This window comes from Bacillus sp. YH3-2-B2, from assembly GCF_053663335.1.
In genome coordinates this window covers 139,145-159,294 of record NZ_JBSJQE010000005.1, presented here as the reverse complement: position 1 = coordinate 159,294, position 20,150 = coordinate 139,145, and the positions used below count along the sequence as shown (strand labels likewise).

19 protein-coding genes are annotated in these 20,150 nt (G+C 46.3%); 17 read left to right on the top strand and 2 right to left on the bottom strand.

Annotated features, from left to right (window positions below):
* Positions 1-70: 70 nt before the first annotated feature.
* The 7 genes from ACWJJX_RS17490 (at position 71) to ACWJJX_RS17460 (ending at position 5,266) form a co-directional block, all read left to right on the top strand.
* Positions 71-1,099, top strand: a complete 1,029-nt coding sequence (locus ACWJJX_RS17490; protein ID WP_063174337.1) for a sulfate ABC transporter substrate-binding protein — start codon at positions 71-73, stop codon at positions 1,097-1,099.
* 15 nt (positions 1,100-1,114) lie between these two features.
* Positions 1,115-1,951 carry a sulfate ABC transporter permease subunit CysT gene (gene cysT / locus ACWJJX_RS17485; protein ID WP_060674487.1) on the top strand — a complete coding sequence of 279 codons (837 nt, stop codon included), beginning with the start codon at positions 1,115-1,117 and terminating at the stop codon, positions 1,949-1,951.
* Between the two features lie 10 nt (positions 1,952-1,961).
* Complete coding sequence (cysW, locus tag ACWJJX_RS17480; protein WP_454023153.1) at positions 1,962-2,825, top strand: sulfate ABC transporter permease subunit CysW; 864 nt, start codon at positions 1,962-1,964, stop codon at positions 2,823-2,825.
* A gap of 13 nt (positions 2,826-2,838) precedes the next feature.
* The gene (locus ACWJJX_RS17475) at positions 2,839-3,909 is read left to right on the top strand and encodes a sulfate/molybdate ABC transporter ATP-binding protein (protein ID WP_182069662.1); all 1,071 of its coding nucleotides are present in this window, start codon (positions 2,839-2,841) and stop codon (positions 3,907-3,909) included.
* A gap of 118 nt (positions 3,910-4,027) precedes the next feature.
* Positions 4,028-4,201, top strand: coding sequence for a YezD family protein (locus ACWJJX_RS17470; protein WP_003155693.1), 174 nt, complete (start codon positions 4,028-4,030; stop codon positions 4,199-4,201).
* A 27-nt stretch (positions 4,202-4,228) separates the two neighbouring features.
* Positions 4,229-4,531, top strand: a complete 303-nt coding sequence (locus tag ACWJJX_RS17465; protein WP_146283738.1) for a hypothetical protein — start codon at positions 4,229-4,231, stop codon at positions 4,529-4,531.
* A 90-nt stretch (positions 4,532-4,621) separates the two neighbouring features.
* On the top strand, positions 4,622-5,266 hold the full coding sequence (locus ACWJJX_RS17460) for a Bax inhibitor-1/YccA family protein (RefSeq protein ID WP_014304571.1): 645 nt from the start codon (positions 4,622-4,624) through the stop codon (positions 5,264-5,266).
* Between the two features lie 38 nt (positions 5,267-5,304).
* Here ACWJJX_RS17460 and ACWJJX_RS17455 read toward each other — a convergent pair whose 3' ends face one another.
* Positions 5,305-5,817, bottom strand: coding sequence for a MarR family winged helix-turn-helix transcriptional regulator (locus tag ACWJJX_RS17455; RefSeq protein WP_317461760.1), 513 nt, complete (start codon positions 5,815-5,817; stop codon positions 5,305-5,307).
* A gap of 150 nt (positions 5,818-5,967) precedes the next feature.
* On the opposite strand from ACWJJX_RS17455, the gene ACWJJX_RS17450 reads away from it, so the two are divergent.
* Positions 5,968-7,089: an FAD-dependent oxidoreductase gene (locus ACWJJX_RS17450; RefSeq protein WP_454023180.1), complete on the top strand. Its 1,122-nt coding sequence runs from the start codon at positions 5,968-5,970 to the stop codon at positions 7,087-7,089.
* A 36-nt stretch (positions 7,090-7,125) separates the two neighbouring features.
* Here ACWJJX_RS17450 and ACWJJX_RS17445 read toward each other — a convergent pair whose 3' ends face one another.
* Positions 7,126-8,196 (bottom strand): DUF3900 domain-containing protein, encoded by a 1,071-nt coding sequence (locus tag ACWJJX_RS17445; RefSeq protein ID WP_007408944.1) that lies wholly within the window; start codon positions 8,194-8,196, stop codon positions 7,126-7,128.
* A 164-nt stretch (positions 8,197-8,360) separates the two neighbouring features.
* Between ACWJJX_RS17445 and ACWJJX_RS17440 the strand changes: the two genes are divergently transcribed.
* The 9 genes from ACWJJX_RS17440 to ACWJJX_RS17400 all read left to right on the top strand — a co-directional run bounded on the left by ACWJJX_RS17440 (position 8,361) and on the right by ACWJJX_RS17400 (position 20,146).
* Positions 8,361-11,543 (top strand): bifunctional cytochrome P450/NADPH--P450 reductase, encoded by a 3,183-nt coding sequence (locus ACWJJX_RS17440; RefSeq protein ID WP_454023152.1) that lies wholly within the window; start codon positions 8,361-8,363, stop codon positions 11,541-11,543.
* A gap of 464 nt (positions 11,544-12,007) precedes the next feature.
* Positions 12,008-12,601, top strand: coding sequence for a hypothetical protein (locus ACWJJX_RS17435; RefSeq protein WP_454023151.1), 594 nt, complete (start codon positions 12,008-12,010; stop codon positions 12,599-12,601).
* Complete coding sequence (locus ACWJJX_RS17430; RefSeq protein ID WP_007609957.1) at positions 12,594-12,905, top strand: winged helix-turn-helix domain-containing protein; 312 nt, start codon at positions 12,594-12,596, stop codon at positions 12,903-12,905. The genes ACWJJX_RS17435 and ACWJJX_RS17430 overlap by 8 nt, the downstream gene beginning before the upstream one ends.
* Entirely contained in the window at positions 12,906-13,796 is an 891-nt protein-coding gene (locus tag ACWJJX_RS17425) for an ABC transporter ATP-binding protein (protein WP_454023150.1), read from the top strand.
* Between the two features lie 14 nt (positions 13,797-13,810).
* Positions 13,811-14,551, top strand: a complete 741-nt coding sequence (locus ACWJJX_RS17420; protein WP_077721926.1) for an ABC transporter permease — start codon at positions 13,811-13,813, stop codon at positions 14,549-14,551.
* 775 nt (positions 14,552-15,326) lie between these two features.
* Positions 15,327-17,255 carry an LTA synthase family protein gene (locus ACWJJX_RS17415; protein WP_003155677.1) on the top strand — a complete coding sequence of 643 codons (1,929 nt, stop codon included), beginning with the start codon at positions 15,327-15,329 and terminating at the stop codon, positions 17,253-17,255.
* A 215-nt stretch (positions 17,256-17,470) separates the two neighbouring features.
* Positions 17,471-18,235, top strand: coding sequence for a glucose-1-phosphate cytidylyltransferase (locus tag ACWJJX_RS17410; protein WP_003155676.1), 765 nt, complete (start codon positions 17,471-17,473; stop codon positions 18,233-18,235).
* Positions 18,236-18,241: 6 nt separating this feature from the next.
* Positions 18,242-19,210 (top strand): GDP-mannose 4,6-dehydratase, encoded by a 969-nt coding sequence (locus ACWJJX_RS17405; protein WP_032865771.1) that lies wholly within the window; start codon positions 18,242-18,244, stop codon positions 19,208-19,210.
* Positions 19,211-19,234: 24 nt separating this feature from the next.
* A complete protein-coding gene (locus ACWJJX_RS17400; protein WP_182069670.1) occupies positions 19,235-20,146 on the top strand; it encodes a putative nucleotide-diphospho-sugar transferase in 912 nt (303 codons plus the stop codon).
* Positions 20,147-20,150: the final 4 nt, after the last annotated feature.

The window sequence follows — 20,150 nt, the reverse complement described above, 5'->3', positions numbered from 1 at the left end:
TTATTTCCCTTTTTTGAAAGGGGATAATATGCCTTTTTTTATGCGGAAAAAGAGAGGAGAAATCAGGCACATGAAAAAAACAGCGGCATTTTTAGTATTGATCTTATTGGCAGGGGCGCTGTCAGCCTGTCAATCTGAGTCCGGCAGCGCGTCATCAGACGGAAAGACCGTTCAGCTGCTGAATGTATCGTATGATCCGACACGGGAGCTGTATAAAGAGTATAATCAGGCCTTTTCTTCCTATTGGAAAAAGAAAACGGGTCAAGATGTAACCGTTCAGCAGTCGCACGGAGGTTCGGGGAAGCAGGCCAGATCCGTAATAGACGGACTCGACGCTGATGTCGTAACGCTTGCTTTAGGTTATGACATTGATTCGATAGCAGAAAAAGCCCGGCTCATTGATCAAAACTGGCAGTCACGTCTGCCGGATCAATCAACTCCTTACACGTCAACCATCGTATTCTTAGTCAGAAAAGGGAATCCGAAACACATCACTGATTGGGCTGACTTGGTGAAAAAGGACGTTTCGGTCATTACGCCCAATCCGAAAACATCGGGCGGAGCCAGATGGAACTATTTAGCGGCATGGGCATATGCCGATGAAACGTATCATCATGACGACACGAAAATCAAACAGTTTATGAAAGACCTCTACGGCAATGTGGAAGTGCTTGATTCAGGGGCGCGCGGAGCCACGACCAGTTTTACAGAAAGAGGGATGGGGGATGTGCTGATCGCCTGGGAAAATGAGGCCTATCTCACACTGAAGGAATTCGGCAAGGAGAAATATGAGATTGTCAATCCTTCAATCAGCATTCTGGCTGAGCCTCCTGTCTCTGTTGTCGACAAAACCGCCGATAAAAAAGGAACAAAAAAAGCGGCTGAAGCATATTTGTCCTACCTCTACAGCAAAAAAGGGCAGGAGATCGCCGCGAAGAATTTTTACCGGCCCCGCGATAAAGAGGTTCTGAAAAAGTATGAAAAACAATTCCCGCAGATTAAAACGGTGACGGTCGAAAAGGAATTCGGCGGCTGGAAAAAAGCGCAGGAAACCCATTTCAATGACGGCGGAACCTTTGACAGCATCTATGAGAAATAGAAAGAGGAAACGAGTATGAGAACGTTACTTTTCAAAAAAACAAAACCGTCCGTGATTCCGGGGTTCGGATTAACGATGGGATTTACATTTTTATATATGGCCGTTTTGGTTATCGTGCCGCTGTCCATGGTGTTTTTTCATACGATGTCAATGGGGCCCGGGGACGTCTGGCATATCATTTCTGAGCCGAGGGCCGCGGCTTCCTATCGGCTGAGCTTCTTGACGGCGGGCTGCGCCGCTTTGATCAATGCGGTTTTCGGCGTTGTCATCGCCTGGGTGCTGACGAGATATGACTTTCCGGGGAAAAGGCTGGCTGACGGCCTGGTTGATCTGCCGTTTGCGCTGCCGACCGCCGTCGCAGGCATTACATTAACGGCAATGTATTCACCGGACGGCTGGATCGGACAGTTGTTTCCTTTCCGTATTTCCTTTACACCGATCGGCATTGTCATCGCATTGACGTTTATCGGGCTGCCTTTTGTCGTCAGGATGGTTCAGCCCGTCTTAGAAAATCTCCAAAAGGAAACGGAAGAAGCATCTGCGTCACTTGGAGCTTCGAAATGGAAAACCTTCCAAAAGGTCATTCTGCCGGAGCTTTTTCCTTCTATTATATCGGGTTTCGCATTATCTTTTGCCCGCGCCCTCGGGGAGTATGGTTCTGTTGTATTTATCGCGGGCAATATGCCGTTTAAAACCGAGATTTCCCCGCTGATCATTATGACGAAATTAGAGCAATACGATTATGCCGGGGCAACAGCTGTTGCGGCAGTCATGCTTGTCATCACATTTTTCATTTTATTCATCATCAATGGATTGCAATGGCTCACCGCGAGAAAATACGCAGGAAGGTAGGGGATATGCCATGCAGCTGGAAACAGCGAAAACAGCCGTGCCTAAGCGGGAGATACGGGAATCACCCATTGTGAAATGGGTGCTGATCTCAGCAGTTCTGCTCTTTTTGTCCATATTTTTAATCATGCCGCTTGCATTTATATTTATTGAAGCTTTTAAAAAGGGAGCGGAAGCATATATCCTCTTTGTCACGCATCCGGATTCCCTTGCCGCGATGAAATTGACGCTCCTCGTCGTTTTTATCACGGTTCCGCTGAATACGCTGTTCGGCGTCGCCGCGGCGTGGGCTGTGACCAAATATGAATTCAGGGGGAAAAGTCTGTTTATGACACTGATTGATCTGCCGTTTGCCGTGTCTCCGGTAATCGCGGGCTTAATCTTTGTCCTTTTGTTCGGGCTTCACGGCTGGCTTGGTCCATTTTTACTTGATCACCAGATAAAAATCGTATTCGCAGTCCCGGGAATCGTGCTTGCATCCTTGTTTGTGACGCTCCCTTTCATTGCCCGGGAATTAATACCGCTTATGCAAAGCTTGGGAAATGCTGAAGAAGAAGCGTCCGTTACCCTTGGTGCTGGTGGCTGGAGAACGTTCTGGCATGTGACGCTTCCTAATATCAAATGGGGGCTGATCTACGGGGTGATTTTGAGCGCGGCCCGGACAATCGGCGAATTCGGCGCCGTATCAGTCGTTTCCGGTCATATCAGAGGTGTTACCAACACGCTCCCGCTTCATATCGAAATTTTGTACAACGAATATCAGTTTACGGCCGCTTTTGCGGCGGCCTCCGTCATGTCGGTTTTTGCGATTATGACACTGTTTTTGAAAAACATCATTGAATGGAAAGCCGGTTATCGTTCTGTCAAAGCCGGATGAGGAAGGAGTCATTATGGAGATTACGATCGACAGTATTTCTAAGCATTACGGAAACTATCAGGCATTGCGGGATATCAATCTTCACGTCAATAATGGCGAGCTGGTTGCGCTTCTCGGCCCGTCAGGCTCAGGCAAAACGTCATTATTGAGAGTCATTGCCGGCCTCGAGCAGGCGGATGGGGGACGTGTCCTGTTCGGAAAACAAGATGTGACGGATACGCATGTAAAAAGCAGACATGTCGGTTTTGTGTTTCAGCACTATGCGTTATTCAGCAAGATGACGATTTTTGAAAATGTCGCCTACGGATTAAAAGTCCGTCCGCGAAAGCAGCGTCCCGCCAAAAAGGAAATTGCCGAAAAGGTGAGAGAGCTTCTGGCGCTTGTGAAACTGGAACCTTATGAAAAGCGCTATCCCTCGCAGCTGTCAGGCGGACAGAGACAAAGAGCCGCCCTCGCACGCGCCTTGGCCGTAGAACCGAACATTCTGCTGTTGGATGAACCGTTCGGCGCGCTTGACGCCAAAGTAAGAAAAGAGTTAAGGCAATGGCTCAGACGGCTTCATGATGAATTCGGCATGACAAGTATTTTCGTCACTCACGACCAGGAAGAAGCGCTTGATGTGGCCGACCGCATCGTCATTATGAATGAAGGTGCGATTGAACAGATCGGAACGCCGCAGGAGGTGTATGATCACCCCGCAAATCCGTTTGTGTACGACTTTCTCGGCAGTGTCAACGTATTTGAAGGAAGAGTGGAGGAAGGAAAGCTGATCACCGGAAACGCAGCAATACCTGTCGGGCATGCTGATCAGGACAAGGGGATCGCTTATGTGAGGCCGCACCATTTTACCGTAGAAAAAAAACCGTCCGGTCTGCATTCATTTGAAGCAAAGGCGGCTCATATCCGCGCCATCGGACCGTCCGTCAGATTGGAAGCCGTCCGTACCGACACAGGCCAGCACTTGGAGATTGAGCTCTCAAAAGAGCAATATGACGCCTTGGGGGCGGGCGTCGGCGACACGGTTTATGTCAAAGCGAAGGAAGTGAAAGTTTTCGCAAAGAAAACATATCCGAAAATTGTGTAAATGCTGTTGATTTCTGAATGAAAACATAATAGTATAATTATATATTTCTTATCAGAATAGTATGAATTAAAGCACTCATTGTCCAAAGACGAACGGCCAGACATAAAGGGGGAGCATGATGACGTCCAAAGGAAACGTAGATCCGCATGTGATCGAAAAGATTATCAGTGCGCTGGAAACGCTCGATTTCGGGACTGTTCAGATTACGGTTCATAATTCCCAAGTGACACAAATTGATAAGGTGGAGAAATATCGATTTTCCCTGAAGAGCAAAGAAGTAAAACAATCTTAAAAAACAGCCAATGACAGGAGGCGACATATGAAGCATTCAACTGTTCCTTTCCGGGAGAGCCGGTATCTGCACCTGCCCGAAGTGCGCTTTCTGCATTGGTGCACGAAGCAATACGGCATAAATAAAGGCGTGCTCAATACAATTGATGGCTGGTTTTATGATGCGGGCGTCATTCCGATTCCTGTCAGGCGTATTTATGTGCTGGCATTCCTTGATTTCGTGAAAACGCCGGGGCAGAAGGGGAATATCCGATTCGGGCACGGCGGATTGACGAAAAAACTGCATGATTTCATGGATATGCAGGAGTGCGCAGCAAAACGTCAGGCCTGACATCCTTAAAATCTTCTTAAAATCATGCAAATTTCTCCCATTTTATTTATAATAGACCTATCACGATCATTTTTTGGGAGGACTTTTGACATGCAAACTGCTGCTTATGAGAGCAAACAATCTATTATGCAGCGCATTATAACGGTATTTGTGTTTACACTGTTAGTTGCGACAATCGGCCTGTATACGGGCCAGTTCATTCCGCCGGCATTGATGCTGCCGCTGTCGGTCTTAGAGGTCGTCATGATCATCGCCGCATTTTGGCTGCGCCGAAAAAAAGCCGTCGGATATGTGTTTGTCTTTTCATTCGCTTTTATTTCCGGAATGACGCTGTTTCCGATCATCAGCCATTATGCGTCCGCAGCCGGAGCCTATGTCGTATTGGAGGCATTCGGTTCTTCGTTTGTGATTTTTGCGGTGCTCGGCACGATCGGCGCTAAAACGAAAAAGGACTTGTCGTTTTTATGGTCCTTCTTGCTTGTCGCTCTTATCGCGCTTCTCGCAGTGGGGATCTTTAATATTTTCAGCCCGCTGAATTCCGCCGCCATGATGGCGTATTCCGTCATCGGAACGATTGTGTTTTCAATGTACATCTTATACGATCTGAACCAGATCAAGCACCGGGACATCACGGCTGACCTGATTCCTTTGATGGCATTGACGCTTTATATCGACTTTATCAACTTGTTTATCAACCTGCTTCGGTTTTTCGGGATTTTAAACAGTGATGATTAACCGCGCGAAAAAGGCGCCCTGCTGAGAGGGGCGCCTTTTTATGTTTTGTCTCCGGAAAACAGCAGAAGCTTATCAAATAAAACTTCAAGCATTTTTGTCAATTCCGCTTTTTCTCCAGCAGTGAAGCTTTCCATGACTGCTGAAATGTTGGAGAAGTGGCCGGGAAGAAACAGCATCAGCTTTTCTTTTCCTTCCCTTGTAAGTTCGATGCTGATTTTTCGTCTGTCACCGGTATGCCGGCTGCGGTTTACAAAGCCGTCCCGTGCGAGTCCGTCGATCAATCCGGTGATGGTCGCTTTGGTGACATTGGATTTTTTCGCCAGCTCCGTCGGACTCAGGCTGTGGCCGGGTTCGTCAAACAGAAACATTAAAATTTTGAATTTCCCTTCGGACAATCCGTGACTTGAGAAATAATGCTCCATGACCTGATTCATTTTTTTAGACATATCAAATAACGTCAAAAATGTTTTCAATGATTCAGCATCCATACCGGCGTAAATCTCAGCGCGTCCGGCAATCTGCGAGTAATCCGGCAAATGTCTCAACTCCATTTTTGTAAGCCTCCGTACCATTTTAGTGATTCAAAGTATAAGCTTGCCGGATTCAAAAGGCAACCTATAAAGATTGACAGTTTTTCAGCCTATATAGTAAGGTGGCTAATAGTTAATGAATGATAAATAAATAGAGAAGGCGGTATCGTGATGAACCATGAAGTGAAAAAGATCATCATAGCGGGCGGAGGGATCGGCGGCCTGTCCGCAGCGATTTCTCTCGGCAGAGCAGGTTTTGAAGTAACCCTTTGCGAGGCGGCGTCCGACATGCGAAAAAGCGGAGCGGGCATTCTTCAGCCTCAAAATGCGCTTCGGGTGCTTCGGGAAATCGGTGTGTATGATGAATGCTGCCAACACGGCTTTCAAACGGAATGGCTGAAGCAGCATGATGAAAACGGAACGCTGCAGTTTAAAGTGAGTGAGGCGTTTTTAGATGATACATTGCCGGGGCGGAATAATATATTGCGGCAAACGTTAAACGATATCCTCAGCAAGCATGCTGAAGCGGCGGGAGTCACGATTCTGCCCGGTAAAAAAGTCGTGTCTTACGAAGAAACGGCAGATGAAATAACGGTGCATTGTGGAGACGGAACCGCGATGACGGCTGACATTCTCGCCGGCTTTGACGGCATCCGCTCCGCTGTCCGCGATCAAATGCTGCAAAGGGAAGTGAAAACAGAGTATCTCGGCATGGGAGCGCACAGATTTTACATTTCTTTTCCCGAGCCGGTTTTTCATGATTCAACACTGATGTATAAAAAAGGGCAGACGCAGGTCGGGGTCGTGCCGCTCTCTGAAAAAAAAGGATACGTATTTATCATCCAGCCGTATGACGCTGACTTCAGGGATGACGAGGACACACGTTTTGAACGGGTGAGAGACTTGCTGCGCGGAATTCCGGGAGTAAAGTTTGTGACAGAGAATATGTCAAGGGAATATCCCGTTTTGTTTCATAAGATTGAGCAGATGGCGGTCAAAGAACCGTGGCACAGAGGCCGCGTCGTTCTGGGCGGGGATGCCGTCCATGCAGGAGCGCCGACATTGGCGCAGGGAGCGGCGATGGCGATTGAAGACGCGATTGTGCTTAGTGAAGAACTGCAAAAGCACGAAAACCATGAAACTGCATGTCAATCATACTTTGAAAGACGGGCGGAGCGGGCATTACAGGTGCAGAATCTCTCATCTGAAATCGTCCGCCGCGAGATAAAGGGAACGCCCGGCGTCCAAGACATCATCGGTGAATGCTATCGATTGCTCAAAGAGCCTTATTAAATAAAGAAAGTCCAGAACATGGCGTCTGGACTTTTGTCAGTCTTGTTCAGATTTATTCCGTATCCGCTCAATCACCTCATGCAGCCCCTCAGGCTTGTGAAACTCCACCGGCGAACTGCCTTTTTCAAACGAGATCGTCTCCGCCTCAATGAGCGCGACATAGCGCCCGTTCACTTTTGCGAGATGGATGGATTCGCCGAAATCAGCCAGTAATCCTTTAATCTCTGTTTCTCCGACTTTCATTTTCAGCTCGGCTTCCGGCGTGTGTTCAATGATCTGCGCGGATGCCTCGATGACTTGATGGGTGTCGAGGCGCTCCTGAATTTCCCGCTTTTCACTCGCTTCCCAAATTTCAATGTCGTGCTCAAACTGCTGAAGCTCTTCGCTGTTTTCTTCAAAAGTTTCATACACGTGCTCCTGCACCATGTTCATGACTTGGTTTTTCATGATTTCCGGCATCGATTCGCCATATTCGACAAATTTGAGAAAATCTTCGAAATAACGGGCGTGCGAGGCCTGGTGGATTTTCAGCTCATGCTCTTCCGTCATGCCTTCTTCCGGCATATACGGATATTGAATGCTTTTCATGTTTTTTGTCGTGATGGCCATTTCGACCTTTTTAATGAGAGACGAGGCGTCTGAGATGCGGGCGACCTTCGGCTCGAAATCGCATTTCATCATAAAGACGAATTTGTCTTCAAAATATTTGCGCGGAACGGCCGATGCCACGATAAAAACACCGCCGCGCACGGCGCTCGTGTCAAGGTAAGTGCGGACGAACTGTTCGCTTGCTTCGATAAATGCTTCCTTCGTATCCGCAAGTCTGGCGCGGTTGAAAAGGTTGTAATTCGGATTTGAATCAAGCTCATGGCCCGGCTCCGTGATAAAATGGCCGATTTTTGTGGGGACCTGCTCGGATTGCGGATGCCGTTCAGCTTTCCGTTTGACGATTTTCTTCAATTCCCCGTCAAGAAAATCCTTCAGCTCGCTTTCTTCAAATTCTTCCGTGTCAAGGGTCTGGAAATGTTTGAACTGTTTATTTGCCTGTTCGTCTTTTCCTTCCACTTGAATGACATAAAACGATAAAAACTTGATTTCAAAATCCATATGTGAACTCACCTTATTTCTGTATTTAACAAGCCTCTCCAGTATAGAAAAAACCGTTATCAATCGTCAATCCGGGGATTGATCCGTAACGGCGGATAATCGGCCGGTGAAAAGGGCACTGTAGTTGGAAGGAACGCATCAATGTGTAAGAAAGGGTGTTATTCATGAAGGAAACAGGTCCGATTCCGCAGCCGAAGACATTCGGTCCTCTCGGCAATCTCCCTTTGCTTGATAAAGACAAGCCTACAATGTCGCTGATCAAACTGGCAAACGAGCAAGGGCCTATTTTTCAGCTGCATACCCCGGCGGGCGCCATTATCGTCGTGTCCGGACATGAACTGGTGAAAGAGGTTTGTGATGAAGAGCGGTTCGATAAAAGCATTGAAGGGGCTTTGGAGAAAGTCCGGGCGTTTTCCGGTGACGGGCTGTTTACAAGCTGGACGCATGAGCCTAACTGGCGAAAGGCGCATAATATTCTGATGCCGACCTTCAGCCAGCGCGCGATGAAAGATTATCATTCGATGATGACTGATATCGCGGTGCAGCTGATTCAAAAATGGGCTAGGCTGAACCCGGATGAGGCCGTTGATGTGCCTGCTGATATGACCCGCCTGACGCTTGATACGATCGGGCTTTGCGGCTTTAACTATCGGTTTAACAGCTATTACAGGGAAACGCCTCATCCGTTTATCAACAGCATGGTGCGCGCCCTTGATGAAGCGATGCACCAAATGCAGCGTCTCGATGTTCAGGATAAACTCATGATCAGGACGAAGCGCCAATTTCATCATGACATTCAGGCGATGTTTTCGTTAGTAGACAGTATTATCGCAGAGCGCCGGTCAGGCGGACGGGATGAAAAGGATCTGCTGGCCAGAATGCTGAATGTGGAAGACCCGGAAACGGGCGAAAAACTTGATGATGAAAATATCCGGTTTCAAATCATCACGTTTTTAATTGCCGGCCACGAAACGACCAGCGGCCTGCTTTCCTTTGCCATCTACTTTCTGCTGAAACATCCCCGTGTTTTGGAAAAAGCCTATGAAGAAGCCGATCGGGTTTTGACCGATCCCGTTCCTTCTTATAAACAAGTACTGGAGCTTAGTTATATCCGAATGATTTTGCAGGAGTCATTGCGCTTATGGCCGACCGCGCCTGCGTTCAGCCTTTATGCGAAAGAGGATACGGTGATCGGCGGGAAATATCCGATCACGCCGAAAGACAGAATTTCCGTCTTAATTCCCCAGCTTCACCGTGATAAAGACGCGTGGGGAGACAATGCGGAGGAATTTTATCCGGAGCGGTTTGAACATCCTGATCAAGTGCCTCACCATGCGTACAAGCCGTTCGGAAACGGTCAGAGGGCGTGTATCGGTATGCAGTTCGCCCTGCATGAAGCAACTCTTGTTCTGGGGATGATTCTGCAGCATTTTACCTTTATCGATCACACCGATTATGAGCTCGATATTAAACAGACACTGACGATTAAGCCCGGCGACTTTCATATCCGGGTGCGGCCGAGAAACAAAGGAGCCGTTGCGGCAGCTCTCCCGGCGGCTGAAAAAGCGGCGGAAGACGTCGAAAAAGAAAAATGGGAAACAAAAGGCGCATCCATTATCGGGCTTGATAACCGACCGCTTCTGATTTTGTACGGCTCAGATACGGGAACCGCAGAAGGCGTGGCGCGGGAACTTGCCGATACTGCCGGGATGCACGGCGTCCGGACTGAAACGGCGCCTTTAAATGACCGGATCGGAAAACTGCCGAAAGAAGGAGCTCTCTTGATCATTACGTCCTCTTATAACGGAAAGCCTCCGAGCAACGCGGGACAATTCGTTCAATGGCTTGAAGAAGTCAAACGCGGGGAACTGGAAGGCGTCCGATATGCCGTCTTCGGCTGCGGTGATCATAACTGGGCGGCGACATATCAGGCTGTGCCGAGACTGATTGATGAGAAGCTTGCCGAAAAAGGGGCGGAACGCTTTTCTGCCCGAGGCGAAGGGGACGTCAGCGGCGATTTTGAAGGAAAGCTTGATGAATGGAAAAAAAGCATGTGGACGGACGCCATGAAGGCATTCGGTCTCAAGCTGAATGAAAATGCCGAAAAAGAGCGAAGTGCGCTGGGTCTTCAATTTGTCAGCGGGCTTGGCGGGTCTCCTTTGGCAAAGACGTATGAGGCGGTTTACGCATCCGTTGCGGAAAACAGGGAACTTCAGGCGCCGGAAAGCGGCCGGAGCACAAGGCATATTGAAATCACTCTGCCGAAAGAGGCTGCCTATCATGAAGGGGATCATCTCGGCGTGCTGCCGGTAAACAGCAAAGAGCAGGTCAGCCGTGTTCTCCGCCGGTTCAATCTGAACGGGAATGATCAAGTGCTGCTGACGGCCAGCGGACAGAGCGCGGCTCATCTCCCGCTCGATCGGCCGGTCAGGCTGCATGATCTTCTGAGCAGCTGTGTCGAATTGCAGGAAGCGGCATCAAGGGCTCAAATCCGGGAAATGGCCGCTTATACGGTCTGTCCGCCGCACAAACGGGAATTGGAAGATTTTCTTGAGGAGGGCGTCTATCAGGAGCAAATCTTAACACCGCGCGTCTCAATGCTCGATCTCCTTGAAAAATATGAAGCGTGTGAACTGCCGTTTGAGCGATTTCTGGAGCTTTTGCGCCCGCTGAAGCCGCGGTATTATTCGATTTCAAGTTCGCCGCGGAAACATCCCGGGCAGGCCTCAATTACCGTCGGTGTCGTTCGCGGCCCCGCCCGGAGCGGTTTGGGTGAGTATCGCGGAGTCGCTTCGAATTATTTAGCGGACCGCCGCCCTGAGGACGGTATCGTGATGTTTGTCCGCACTCCGGAAACACGGTTCCGGCTGCCGGAAGATCCGGAAAAACCGATTATTATGGTCGGTCCCGGCACAGGAGTCGCCCCGTTCCGCGGATTTCTGCAGGCCCGCGCGGTGTTAAAAAAAGAAGGAAAAGAGCTGGGCGAGGCTCATCTGTATTTCGGATGCAGAAACGATCATGATTTTATTTACCGTGATGAGCTTGAAGCTTATGAAAAAGACGGAATCGTGACGCTTCATACGGCTTTCTCCCGCAAAGAAGGCGTACCGAAAACGTATGTGCAGCACTTAATGGCGAAAGACGCCGGCGCTTTAATTTCCATCCTCGGCCGGGGAGGGCACCTCTACGTATGCGGCGACGGCAGCAAAATGGCGCCCGATGTAGAGGCAACGCTGCAAAAAGCGTATCAGTCGGTCCACGAAACAGACGAACGGCAAGCGCAAGAATGGCTTTTGGACCTCCAGACAAAAGGCATTTACGCAAAAGATGTTTGGGCGGGGATTTGACCGATGTGATGAAAAGGACTGGATGACTCCGGTCCTTTTTCCTTTAATAAAATGAATTGCTTTCCAATCGATATACATTCGGCTTGTCCAACCACACCTGGTCAAGATATCTTCCCTGCTTGACTCCCGGACCTTCTATTTTGGTCATTTCTAAAACCTGCAAAAATTGTCATCAGAAGTGTGGCTTAAAAGTTTTACCGTATGTTCCTCCGTTAGCCAGAAATTCAGACAGCCATTGCATGCTATCTATTGAGTTGAAGATCAGCAGGCTTCTCTTTTTTATTAGGATGCTTATATAAAGGACGTCTCATGCTGTAATGGAAGCATACCGGCGCAAAGAGTCCCATCTGCTGTTCCCAAGACTAAATAGTTGCGCCTATTTTGAATAAAACCTCTTTACAAATATATGGAATTAGAATATACTCTGTTTCACAAAGTACTTTGCGAAAAGAGGAGCCTGTCTTATGTCAAATCAGAATTTTCGTGAATCAGAGATAGCTGAAAACTTATCTCATATCAAAGTCTTGACGAATTACAAGACTGAGTACTCAAGGCAAACCAGTCCATATTTCATTATTTGGGGCTGTATATGGATTATTGCGTATTCCGTTTCTTTATTTAAGGTACTTTCTGTAGTCCTTGCTTGTGTCTGGTTAATACTGGCAGTATTAGGATGGATACTGACTTTGAAGACATATCTTAAGCAGAAACAATTTGATCCTATGCCCACTTTCTTAAAGAATCAATTAAAATATGCTTGGATTGGATTCATATTAGTGGTATGCATTTTTGTTTTCCTGTTTTTAATGGGATTTTTGCCGCGAACAGGAGAATTTCTATCGTTTTTGATTGTTTTAATGGTGTCTATTATGTACATATTCTTAGGCATCGTGTTAACAAAAGAGATTTTTGTTATGGGATTGTGGCTGAGCATACTCGGTATGCTTACATTCTGCCTATTTCCTGATGCAATGAATATTGTTTTTGCATTTATTGGCGGAGGCAGCCTATTACTTACAGGAATGATTTTGAAAAGAAAAGGGCAAGGAAATGAGTAATGTTAACAATATCAATGATTTAATACATGCCAAAGTGCGGTTGGGAATTATGAGTTTATTGATGACTTATGATCAATGTGATTTTACTTTCCTGAAAAAGTCATTAGACATCACAGATGGGAATTTAGGTTCGCATCTGAAAAAGTTAGAAGATGCAGCTTATATAGAACTAACCAAGAAGTTCGTATCCAAAAAGCCGAAGACTATTGTTCAGATCACGAAAGAAGGGAAAGCAGCCTACAAGGAGTACATTAATACGATTGAATCCATATTTAAAATAAATAACAGTGGGGGCATGGTGTAAATGCTGCAAGTTGAACATATAAGTAAGCGCTATGGCACGACTCTGGCTTTGGACAATGTTGCTTTAACAATTCCGAAAGGAGTCTGCTATGGACTTGTTGGACCGAACGGATCCGGCAAATCTACCTTAATTAAGATCATCTCGCGCATCATCCGGGAATATGACGGTAAGGTTGAATTTGTCGGCAAGGAAAATGGCAGGCTGGGTTATGTTCCGCAGGATATCAGCCTTGAAGAAAAATTAACCGCAAAAACCAATATGGAATTTTTCGGAAAGTTACACGGACTGAATGGCTTAAAACTAAAGCAAACAACAAAAAAACTGTTAGAAGATATCGGGTTGTTAGAAAGGGCAAACGACGTTGTGGAGAACTTTTCTGGAGGAATGAAGCGCCGTTTAAATATCGGGTGTGCATTAATGCACGATCCAGACTTAATTATTCTAGATGAGCCGACGGTAGGTGTGGACCCGCAATCACGCCGCTACATTTTTAAAATCGTAAATCGACTCAAAAAAGCCGGTAAAACCATTATTTATGTGAGTCATTACATGGAAGAGATTGAAACTCTTTGTGACTATGTAGCTTTTATCGACAGAGGGCAAATTATCGATGAAGGAGAAATAAATGAACTGCTTAAACGACATGAAGAATCATCTATTATGTTTAACTCCTCATTGTCTCCTGAATTAATAAAGAGCCATGGTTTTGAGTTTTCAGTCGTTAATTCAGGGTTGATAATAAAAACCAAAGAACCTTTAGAAACCATGGAGCGCTTAATTAGGGTCAGTAAGGAAAACAATATTGTACCTCATCAGTTGTTTTTATATAAGCCAAAATTAGAAGATGTATTCTTTAAACTTACCGGCACTGATTTGCGTGATGAAGAATAAAGGGGGAATTTATCATGTTACCGCTCGCTCAAATTGAAACGCTAAAACAGTTAAAGGATAAGTCTCTGTTTTTTTGGACGATTATATTACCCATTGTGTCCATCATATTGCTGATTGAGCTATTTACGACAGACAGTGCAAACAAAACTTTAGTAGCTTCTCAATCTGTAACCGGCATGAGCGTATTCTTTTCAACATTCATTATTATCTCCATCGTTATAAGTTTTGTAAAGGATCGGGAAAAAGGAATTGTATCAAGACTGGCAAGTACTCCTTTAAAGCCTTATAACTTCTTCTTAGGAAAAAGTATCCCTTTTTTAGTCATAACTTTTATGCAAATTCTTCTCCTTTCCGTTCTGGGAATATTTCTGTACGATATTGAAATTAATAATTTTCCGGCGTATTTGTGGGTTGTTGTGTTGATATCTTTACTAGTTACATCCTGGGGAGTTGCTATTTCAGTCTTTGCAAAGACTGAAAATACCGGCTTGGTCATGACAAATGTGATTGCATTAGGTACCGCTGTTGTATGTGGTTTATGGACTCCTTATGATCAATTGCCAAGCTATCTTCAAACTATTGGAATGCTCTTTCCTCAGTACTGGGCGCATCAAGGGTTAATTCAATCGGTCTCGACGATATCTGGAGGAGAAAGTCTAGTATGGGTAACATTTGTTGTACTGGGCTATACAATACTAGGATTTATAGTTTCTCTAATTGGATACAGACATTACATTAAAATGGCGAGAAATTAAACCTCCGTGAGAATTAAGATATTAAAACGCAGCTGGGACTAAAAGGAGAGCGGGAAATGATTAGTGAAAAACTAAAACTGTATGTCGAGGCTCAATTTAAAAAGTATGAAAAAAACTCGTTATTGAACAGAAAAAAAACGGAGCTAATTCCTTTATTGGCGGGTTTGATGAAACCAGTTCACAATTTTTTTCGCTGATGAGAAACAGAAATTTGCAAGACGCGTTAAGGACCAGTGTTGGAGAACAGTTTAAGCAGTCACAAATGCCAGCTCTGCTGCATGGTTGGATTATAAAAAACAAAAGGTATACGTGAAGAAAGCATTTTTGTATATCTTTAGGGTCTAAGCGATAATTTGACAGGGAAAGGACTGGATGACTCCGGTCCTTTTTTTACCTCACAAAAAAAACCTTCAAGTTTTTCAGTCCCTTTGCATACAATAACTTCAGCCCGCCTGTTGGGCGGCTGTCTTTGATATTCATTTTTCGTTTTTAGAAGTTTGTGTTATTCTTATATTTGGTATCTCCTAGTTTCAGACCGGGTCTGATACGGTACCTTTTAATGCCAGAAAAAAATGTGAAACGAAGAACGGATATCCTGCGTCTAATGGCTGGCGGGATAAGATGTTCAATGGGCATGACACGAATGATAAATATATCGTTTTTTAAAATGGTGTGTTTATGGGGCTGTGTGATGCTTTCGTTTTGCTCGGAAAGCAGGAATTGAAGTAAAAAGTAAGAATACAGATTTAAAGTGTTTAGGAAAGTAGAGGTTGCCATGAAGAAATTATTTTCTTACAGACTTAGTTTTTTTGTACTGGCTATTATTTTGTTTTGGGCCAAAACGTATTTAGCCTATCATGCTGAATTCAACCTTGGGGTGAAGGGTCCGACGCAGCAGTTTCTGCTTGTGATCAATCCGTTCTCAAGCGCCATTTTCTTTTTAGGACTGGCATTGTTTGCGAAAGGCCGCAAATCAGCGATTATCATGGTGATTATTGATTTCATCATGACGTTTATTTTGTATGCAAATATCCTATTCTATCGATTCTTCGATGATTTCTTGACATTCCCGAACTTAAAGCAATCCGGTAATGTCGGAAATATGGGAGACGGCATCTTCAGCATTATGTCCGGCCATGATATTTTATACTTTGTTGATATTATTATTTTAATCGCGCTTCTGGTGTGGAGACGTGAGCTGAAGGAATTCAAGCTGAAAAAACGGTATACGTCATTAATTATCGTGACGGGTATTGTGTTGTTCTTCGTGAACCTGGCGATTGCCGAAGAGGACCGCCCGGAGCTGCTGACAAGAACGTTTGACCGCAATTACATTGTAAAATACTTAGGCCTTTATAATTACACGATCTATGACGGCGTACAGACGGCGCAGACGGAATCACAGCGGGCATATGCCAGCAGCGATGACCTGACGAGCGTTGAAAACTACACATCGTCGCATTATGCGAAGCCGAACGCCGAGTATTTCGGCAAGGCCAAAGGCAAAAACATCATTAAGATTCACCTGGAGAGCTTCCAATCGTTTTTGATCAATTACAAACTTGACGGAAAAGAAGTCACGCCGTTCCTGAATAAACTCGCCCGCGGCGGAGAGGACATGACGTACTTTGATAACTTTTTCCACCAAACGGGCCAAGGTAAAACATCTGACGCCGAGCTGATGATGGATAACAGCCTGTTCGGACTGCCTGAAGGGTCAGCCTTCGTGACAAAAGGGGAAAACACGTATCAATCGCTTCCTGCCATCCTTGACCAAAGTGAGGGCTATACAAGCGCCGTTTTACACGGTGACTACAAATCATTCTGGAACCGTGACCAGATTTACAAACATATCGGCTACGATAAATTCTTTGACGCCAGCACATACGATATGTCTGATGACAACCTTGTCAATATGGGACTGAAGGATAAACCGTTCTTCAAAGAATCCATACCGAAGCTTCAATCGCTGAAACAGCCGTTCTACGCGCATTTGCTCACGCTGACGAACCATTATCCGTTTACGCTTGATGAAAAAGACGCAACGATCGAAAAAGCGAAAACGGGCGACGCGACTGTGGATGACTATTTCCAGACGGCGCGTTATCTCGACGAAGCGCTTGAACAGTTCTTTAAAGATCTGAAGTCATCCGGTTTATATGACAACTCGGTGATTATGCTTTACGGAGACCACTACGGAATCTCTGAAAACCATAACCGCGCGATGAAAGAAATTCTCGGCAAAGAAATTACGCCTTATCAAAACGCGCAGAATCAGCGTGTGCCGCTTATGCTTCGCATCCCCGGCAAAAAAGGCGGGGTGAACCATACGTACGGCGGTGAAATGGACGTTGTGCCGACGATCCTTCACTTGGAAGGCATCGATTCTAAGAAATATATTAATTTCGGCACCGATCTCTTCTCGAAAGACCATGATGATACGGTGACGTTCCGTAACGGAGATTACGTCACGCCGAAATATACTTCCATCTCCAATGTCGTATACGATACGAAGACAGGAAAAGAACTGAAAGGCAATCAGGAAACGAAAAACCTGAAAGCCAGAGTCACAGAGCAGCTGAAGCTGTCTGACAGCGTGATGTACAAAGACTTGCTCAGATTCCACAAATTGAGCGACTTTACGCCGGTTGATCCGTCTAAATATCATTACGGCAAAGAAAAGCTGAATCAGGATAATAAATAATAGAAAGAGCCTTACGGAATTTCCGTGAGGCTCTTTTTTTGTGTGTATCTTCACCAATCTGAAAAAAGAGAGAGCTTTTGGTCACAAAGGGCGCCAATCTCTCATATCTTACAGTAGATTTTGAAACCGGTGATAGAGAATCGGACAAATTATCGGGTTGGTTTCTCTTATACGGGCGGTTTCGAATCCAATATTCACAGAGAAGAGGGGTAGAGATGAAAGCAGTCATTCTCTGCGGCGGAAAAGGAACGAGAATGAGCGAAATCACCAATGAACGTCCCAAACCGCTCGCCATGATAGGCGGCAAACCGATTCTATGGCATATTATGAAACTCTATCAATACTATGGCGTGAACGAATTTATCCTGCTTCTTGGTTTCAAAGGAGAGATGATTAAGGAATATTTCTTAGATTATGACTGGAAGAATCACAGCATGACGCTGGACAGCTCTACCGGAGAAGTGCGGATATTGGGAACATCCGAGCCGTGGAAAATCACTTTTTTAGACACGGGGGAACACACGCAGACAGCGGGGCGGCTTTTACAGGCGAAGGACATCATCGGTGATGAAACCTTTCTTATGACGTACGGGGACGGACTGGCCAACATCAACCTGTTTCATCTGATCAGCTATCATCAATCAAAAGGGGCTGCGGCGACCGTCACCGGTATAGAAAAGACCTCGCAATTCGGAACGCTGACGGTTGAAGACGGTATGGCGAAAAGCTTTTCTGAAAAAACCTCAAGTGACGGCATCATCAACGGCGGATTTTTCGTGCTCAGCCCGAAGGTATTTGATTATCTGCCGAAAGACAGGGACGTCATGTTTGAAGAAGAACCGCTGAAGGAGCTGGCAAAGGACGGCGAATTGGCGGTATACCGGCATTACGGTTTCTGGACGGCGATCGATACGTATAAAAACCTGCTGGAAATCAACAAGATGTGGGACCGGGGACAACATGTATGGAAGGTATGGTGATCAAGTTTGAGTTTCTGGAAAAATAAAAATGTGTTTGTGACGGGATGTACAGGTCTTTTAGGAAGCTGCTTGGTGAAGGAACTGATCGATCAGGGGGCTAATGTGACGGGACTTGTCCGTGACACTGTGCCCAAGTCGAACCTGTATCAGGGAGAACAAGTGAAGCAAATGAATATCGTGCACGGCGCGCTTGAAGATCTGGATGTGATTGAGCGGGCGCTGGGCGAATATGAAATTGACACGGTCTTTCATTTAGCCGCTCAGGCGATCGTCGGCGTCGCAAACCGCAATCCGATTTCCACATTTGAAGCCAATATTCTCGGCACATGGAATATCCTTGAAGCGTGCCGCAGGCATCCGCTCATCAAACGGGTGATCGTCGCGTCCAGTGATAAAGCATACGGCGACCAGCCGACACTGCCGTACGATGAAAACATGCCTCTTCAGGGCAAACATCCGTATGACGTATCAAAAAGCTGTGCCGATTTGTTAAGCCACACATATTTTAATACGTACGGACTTCCGGTCTGTATTACGCGCTGCGGCAACTTGTACGGCGGCGGGGATTTGAACTTCAACCGGATTATTCCGCAGACGATTCAGCTCGTGCTGAACGGTGAAGCGCCGGAAATCCGCAGCGACGGCACATTTATCCGTGATTATTTTTACATCGAGGATGCGGTCGAGGCATACCTTTTGCTGGCGGAAAAGATGGAGGAGCTCAATCTTGCGGGAGAAGCGTTCAACTTCAGCAATGAGATTCAGCTGACGGTGCTGGAACTTGTAGAAAAAATTCTTAAGGCCATGGACAGTGACCTCAAGCCGAAAGTGCTCAACCAGGGAAGCCACGAAATCAAGCACCAATATTTATCAGCGGAAAAGGCGAGGAAGCTTCTGAATTGGACGCCCGCGCATACCATTGATGAAGGATTGGAAAAAACGATCGAATGGTATAAAGCCTTTTTTCAAAAGTAACAGAAACAGAGGTGAGAGAAAGACGTGACAAGCGCATATTGCACAGTTTTATCAAAAGGAAGGCTGTATCAGGCTATCGCTTTGTTCGGCTCATTGAAAGCGGTTCAGGCGGACGCCCCCATTTTTACTTTGTGTATGGATCAAGACACCTATGACGTGCTTCAGGCAATGCGGCCGGATAATGTCACCTTGATTCAGGTGTCCGCACTGGAAAATGAGGAGCTCCTTGAACTGAAGCGGACGAGGAATCAGAGCGAATACTGCTGGACGGTGAAGCCGGTATTTCTCGAATTCGTGCTGGACGGACATCCGGAATTAGAGCGTGTCACGTACATTGATGCCGATTTGTTTTTCTTCGCTGATCCGCGCGCGATTTTTGACAATCAGCCGGATTGTTCGGTGCTTCTGTCACGGGGCGATATCGTCATTCCCTCATTTGAAAAACAGGAAATCGACATGCTGCAACGTCTTTTAGGCCGGTATAATTCCGGTTTTCTCAGCTTCAAAACCGACAGTGCCGGCACAGATTGTCTCAGATGGTGGAAAGAACGCTGCCTGGAAGAATGCAAAAATGCGCCGGGCGAAGGAAAATTCGGAGATCAAGGCTACTTGGATTACATGTCCGGCCTGTTCCCGAATGTGTGTGACATCACCACGCCCGGCGTGAATATCGGCCATTGGAATTACGGCCGCCACACGTTTTCATGGAAGGACGGGCGTCTTGTGCTCGAAGACGGAAGTCCGCTGATTTTCTATCATTTCAGCGGATACCGGATCGTCACAGCCGGCGACATTCGGCAGATTCATGAGACGGACCGGACCGACCTGCCGTTTGTCCATCAGCTTTATCAGGACATTCTGAAGCGGGTGATCGGGACGGTCAGCGCCGTCTGCCCGGAGTTCAGCGGCTTTGCATCTGAGGATGATAACAAATAAATGA

What these genes read in the sequence shown, in the direction of transcription:
- ACWJJX_RS17460 (WP_014304571.1), top strand. Translation starts at nt 4,622, where the DNA reads ATGCAAACTGCTGCTTATGAGAGCAAACAATCTATTATGCAGCGCATT.
- ACWJJX_RS17470 (WP_003155693.1), top strand. Translation starts at nt 4,028, where the DNA reads ATGACGTCCAAAGGAAACGTAGATCCGCATGTGATCGAAAAGATTATC.
- ACWJJX_RS17455 (WP_317461760.1), bottom strand. Translation starts at nt 5,817, where the DNA reads ATGGAGTTGAGACATTTGCCGGATTACTCGCAGATTGCCGGACGCGCT.
- ACWJJX_RS17445 (WP_007408944.1), bottom strand. Translation starts at nt 8,196, where the DNA reads ATGGATTTTGAAATCAAGTTTTTATCGTTTTATGTCATTCAAGTGGAA.
- ACWJJX_RS17440 (WP_454023152.1), top strand. Translation starts at nt 8,361, where the DNA reads ATGAAGGAAACAGGTCCGATTCCGCAGCCGAAGACATTCGGTCCTCTC.
- ACWJJX_RS17430 (WP_007609957.1), top strand. Translation starts at nt 12,594, where the DNA reads ATGAGTAATGTTAACAATATCAATGATTTAATACATGCCAAAGTGCGG.
- ACWJJX_RS17490 (WP_063174337.1), top strand. Translation starts at nt 71, where the DNA reads ATGAAAAAAACAGCGGCATTTTTAGTATTGATCTTATTGGCAGGGGCG.
- ACWJJX_RS17475 (WP_182069662.1), top strand. Translation starts at nt 2,839, where the DNA reads ATGGAGATTACGATCGACAGTATTTCTAAGCATTACGGAAACTATCAG.
- ACWJJX_RS17420 (WP_077721926.1), top strand. Translation starts at nt 13,811, where the DNA reads ATGTTACCGCTCGCTCAAATTGAAACGCTAAAACAGTTAAAGGATAAG.
- ACWJJX_RS17450 (WP_454023180.1), top strand. Translation starts at nt 5,968, where the DNA reads ATGAACCATGAAGTGAAAAAGATCATCATAGCGGGCGGAGGGATCGGC.
- cysW (WP_454023153.1), top strand. Translation starts at nt 1,962, where the DNA reads ATGCAGCTGGAAACAGCGAAAACAGCCGTGCCTAAGCGGGAGATACGG.
- ACWJJX_RS17410 (WP_003155676.1), top strand. Translation starts at nt 17,471, where the DNA reads ATGAAAGCAGTCATTCTCTGCGGCGGAAAAGGAACGAGAATGAGCGAA.
- ACWJJX_RS17465 (WP_146283738.1), top strand. Translation starts at nt 4,229, where the DNA reads ATGAAGCATTCAACTGTTCCTTTCCGGGAGAGCCGGTATCTGCACCTG.
- cysT (WP_060674487.1), top strand. Translation starts at nt 1,115, where the DNA reads ATGAGAACGTTACTTTTCAAAAAAACAAAACCGTCCGTGATTCCGGGG.
- ACWJJX_RS17415 (WP_003155677.1), top strand. Translation starts at nt 15,327, where the DNA reads ATGAAGAAATTATTTTCTTACAGACTTAGTTTTTTTGTACTGGCTATT.
- ACWJJX_RS17425 (WP_454023150.1), top strand. Translation starts at nt 12,906, where the DNA reads ATGCTGCAAGTTGAACATATAAGTAAGCGCTATGGCACGACTCTGGCT.
- ACWJJX_RS17435 (WP_454023151.1), top strand. Translation starts at nt 12,008, where the DNA reads ATGTCAAATCAGAATTTTCGTGAATCAGAGATAGCTGAAAACTTATCT.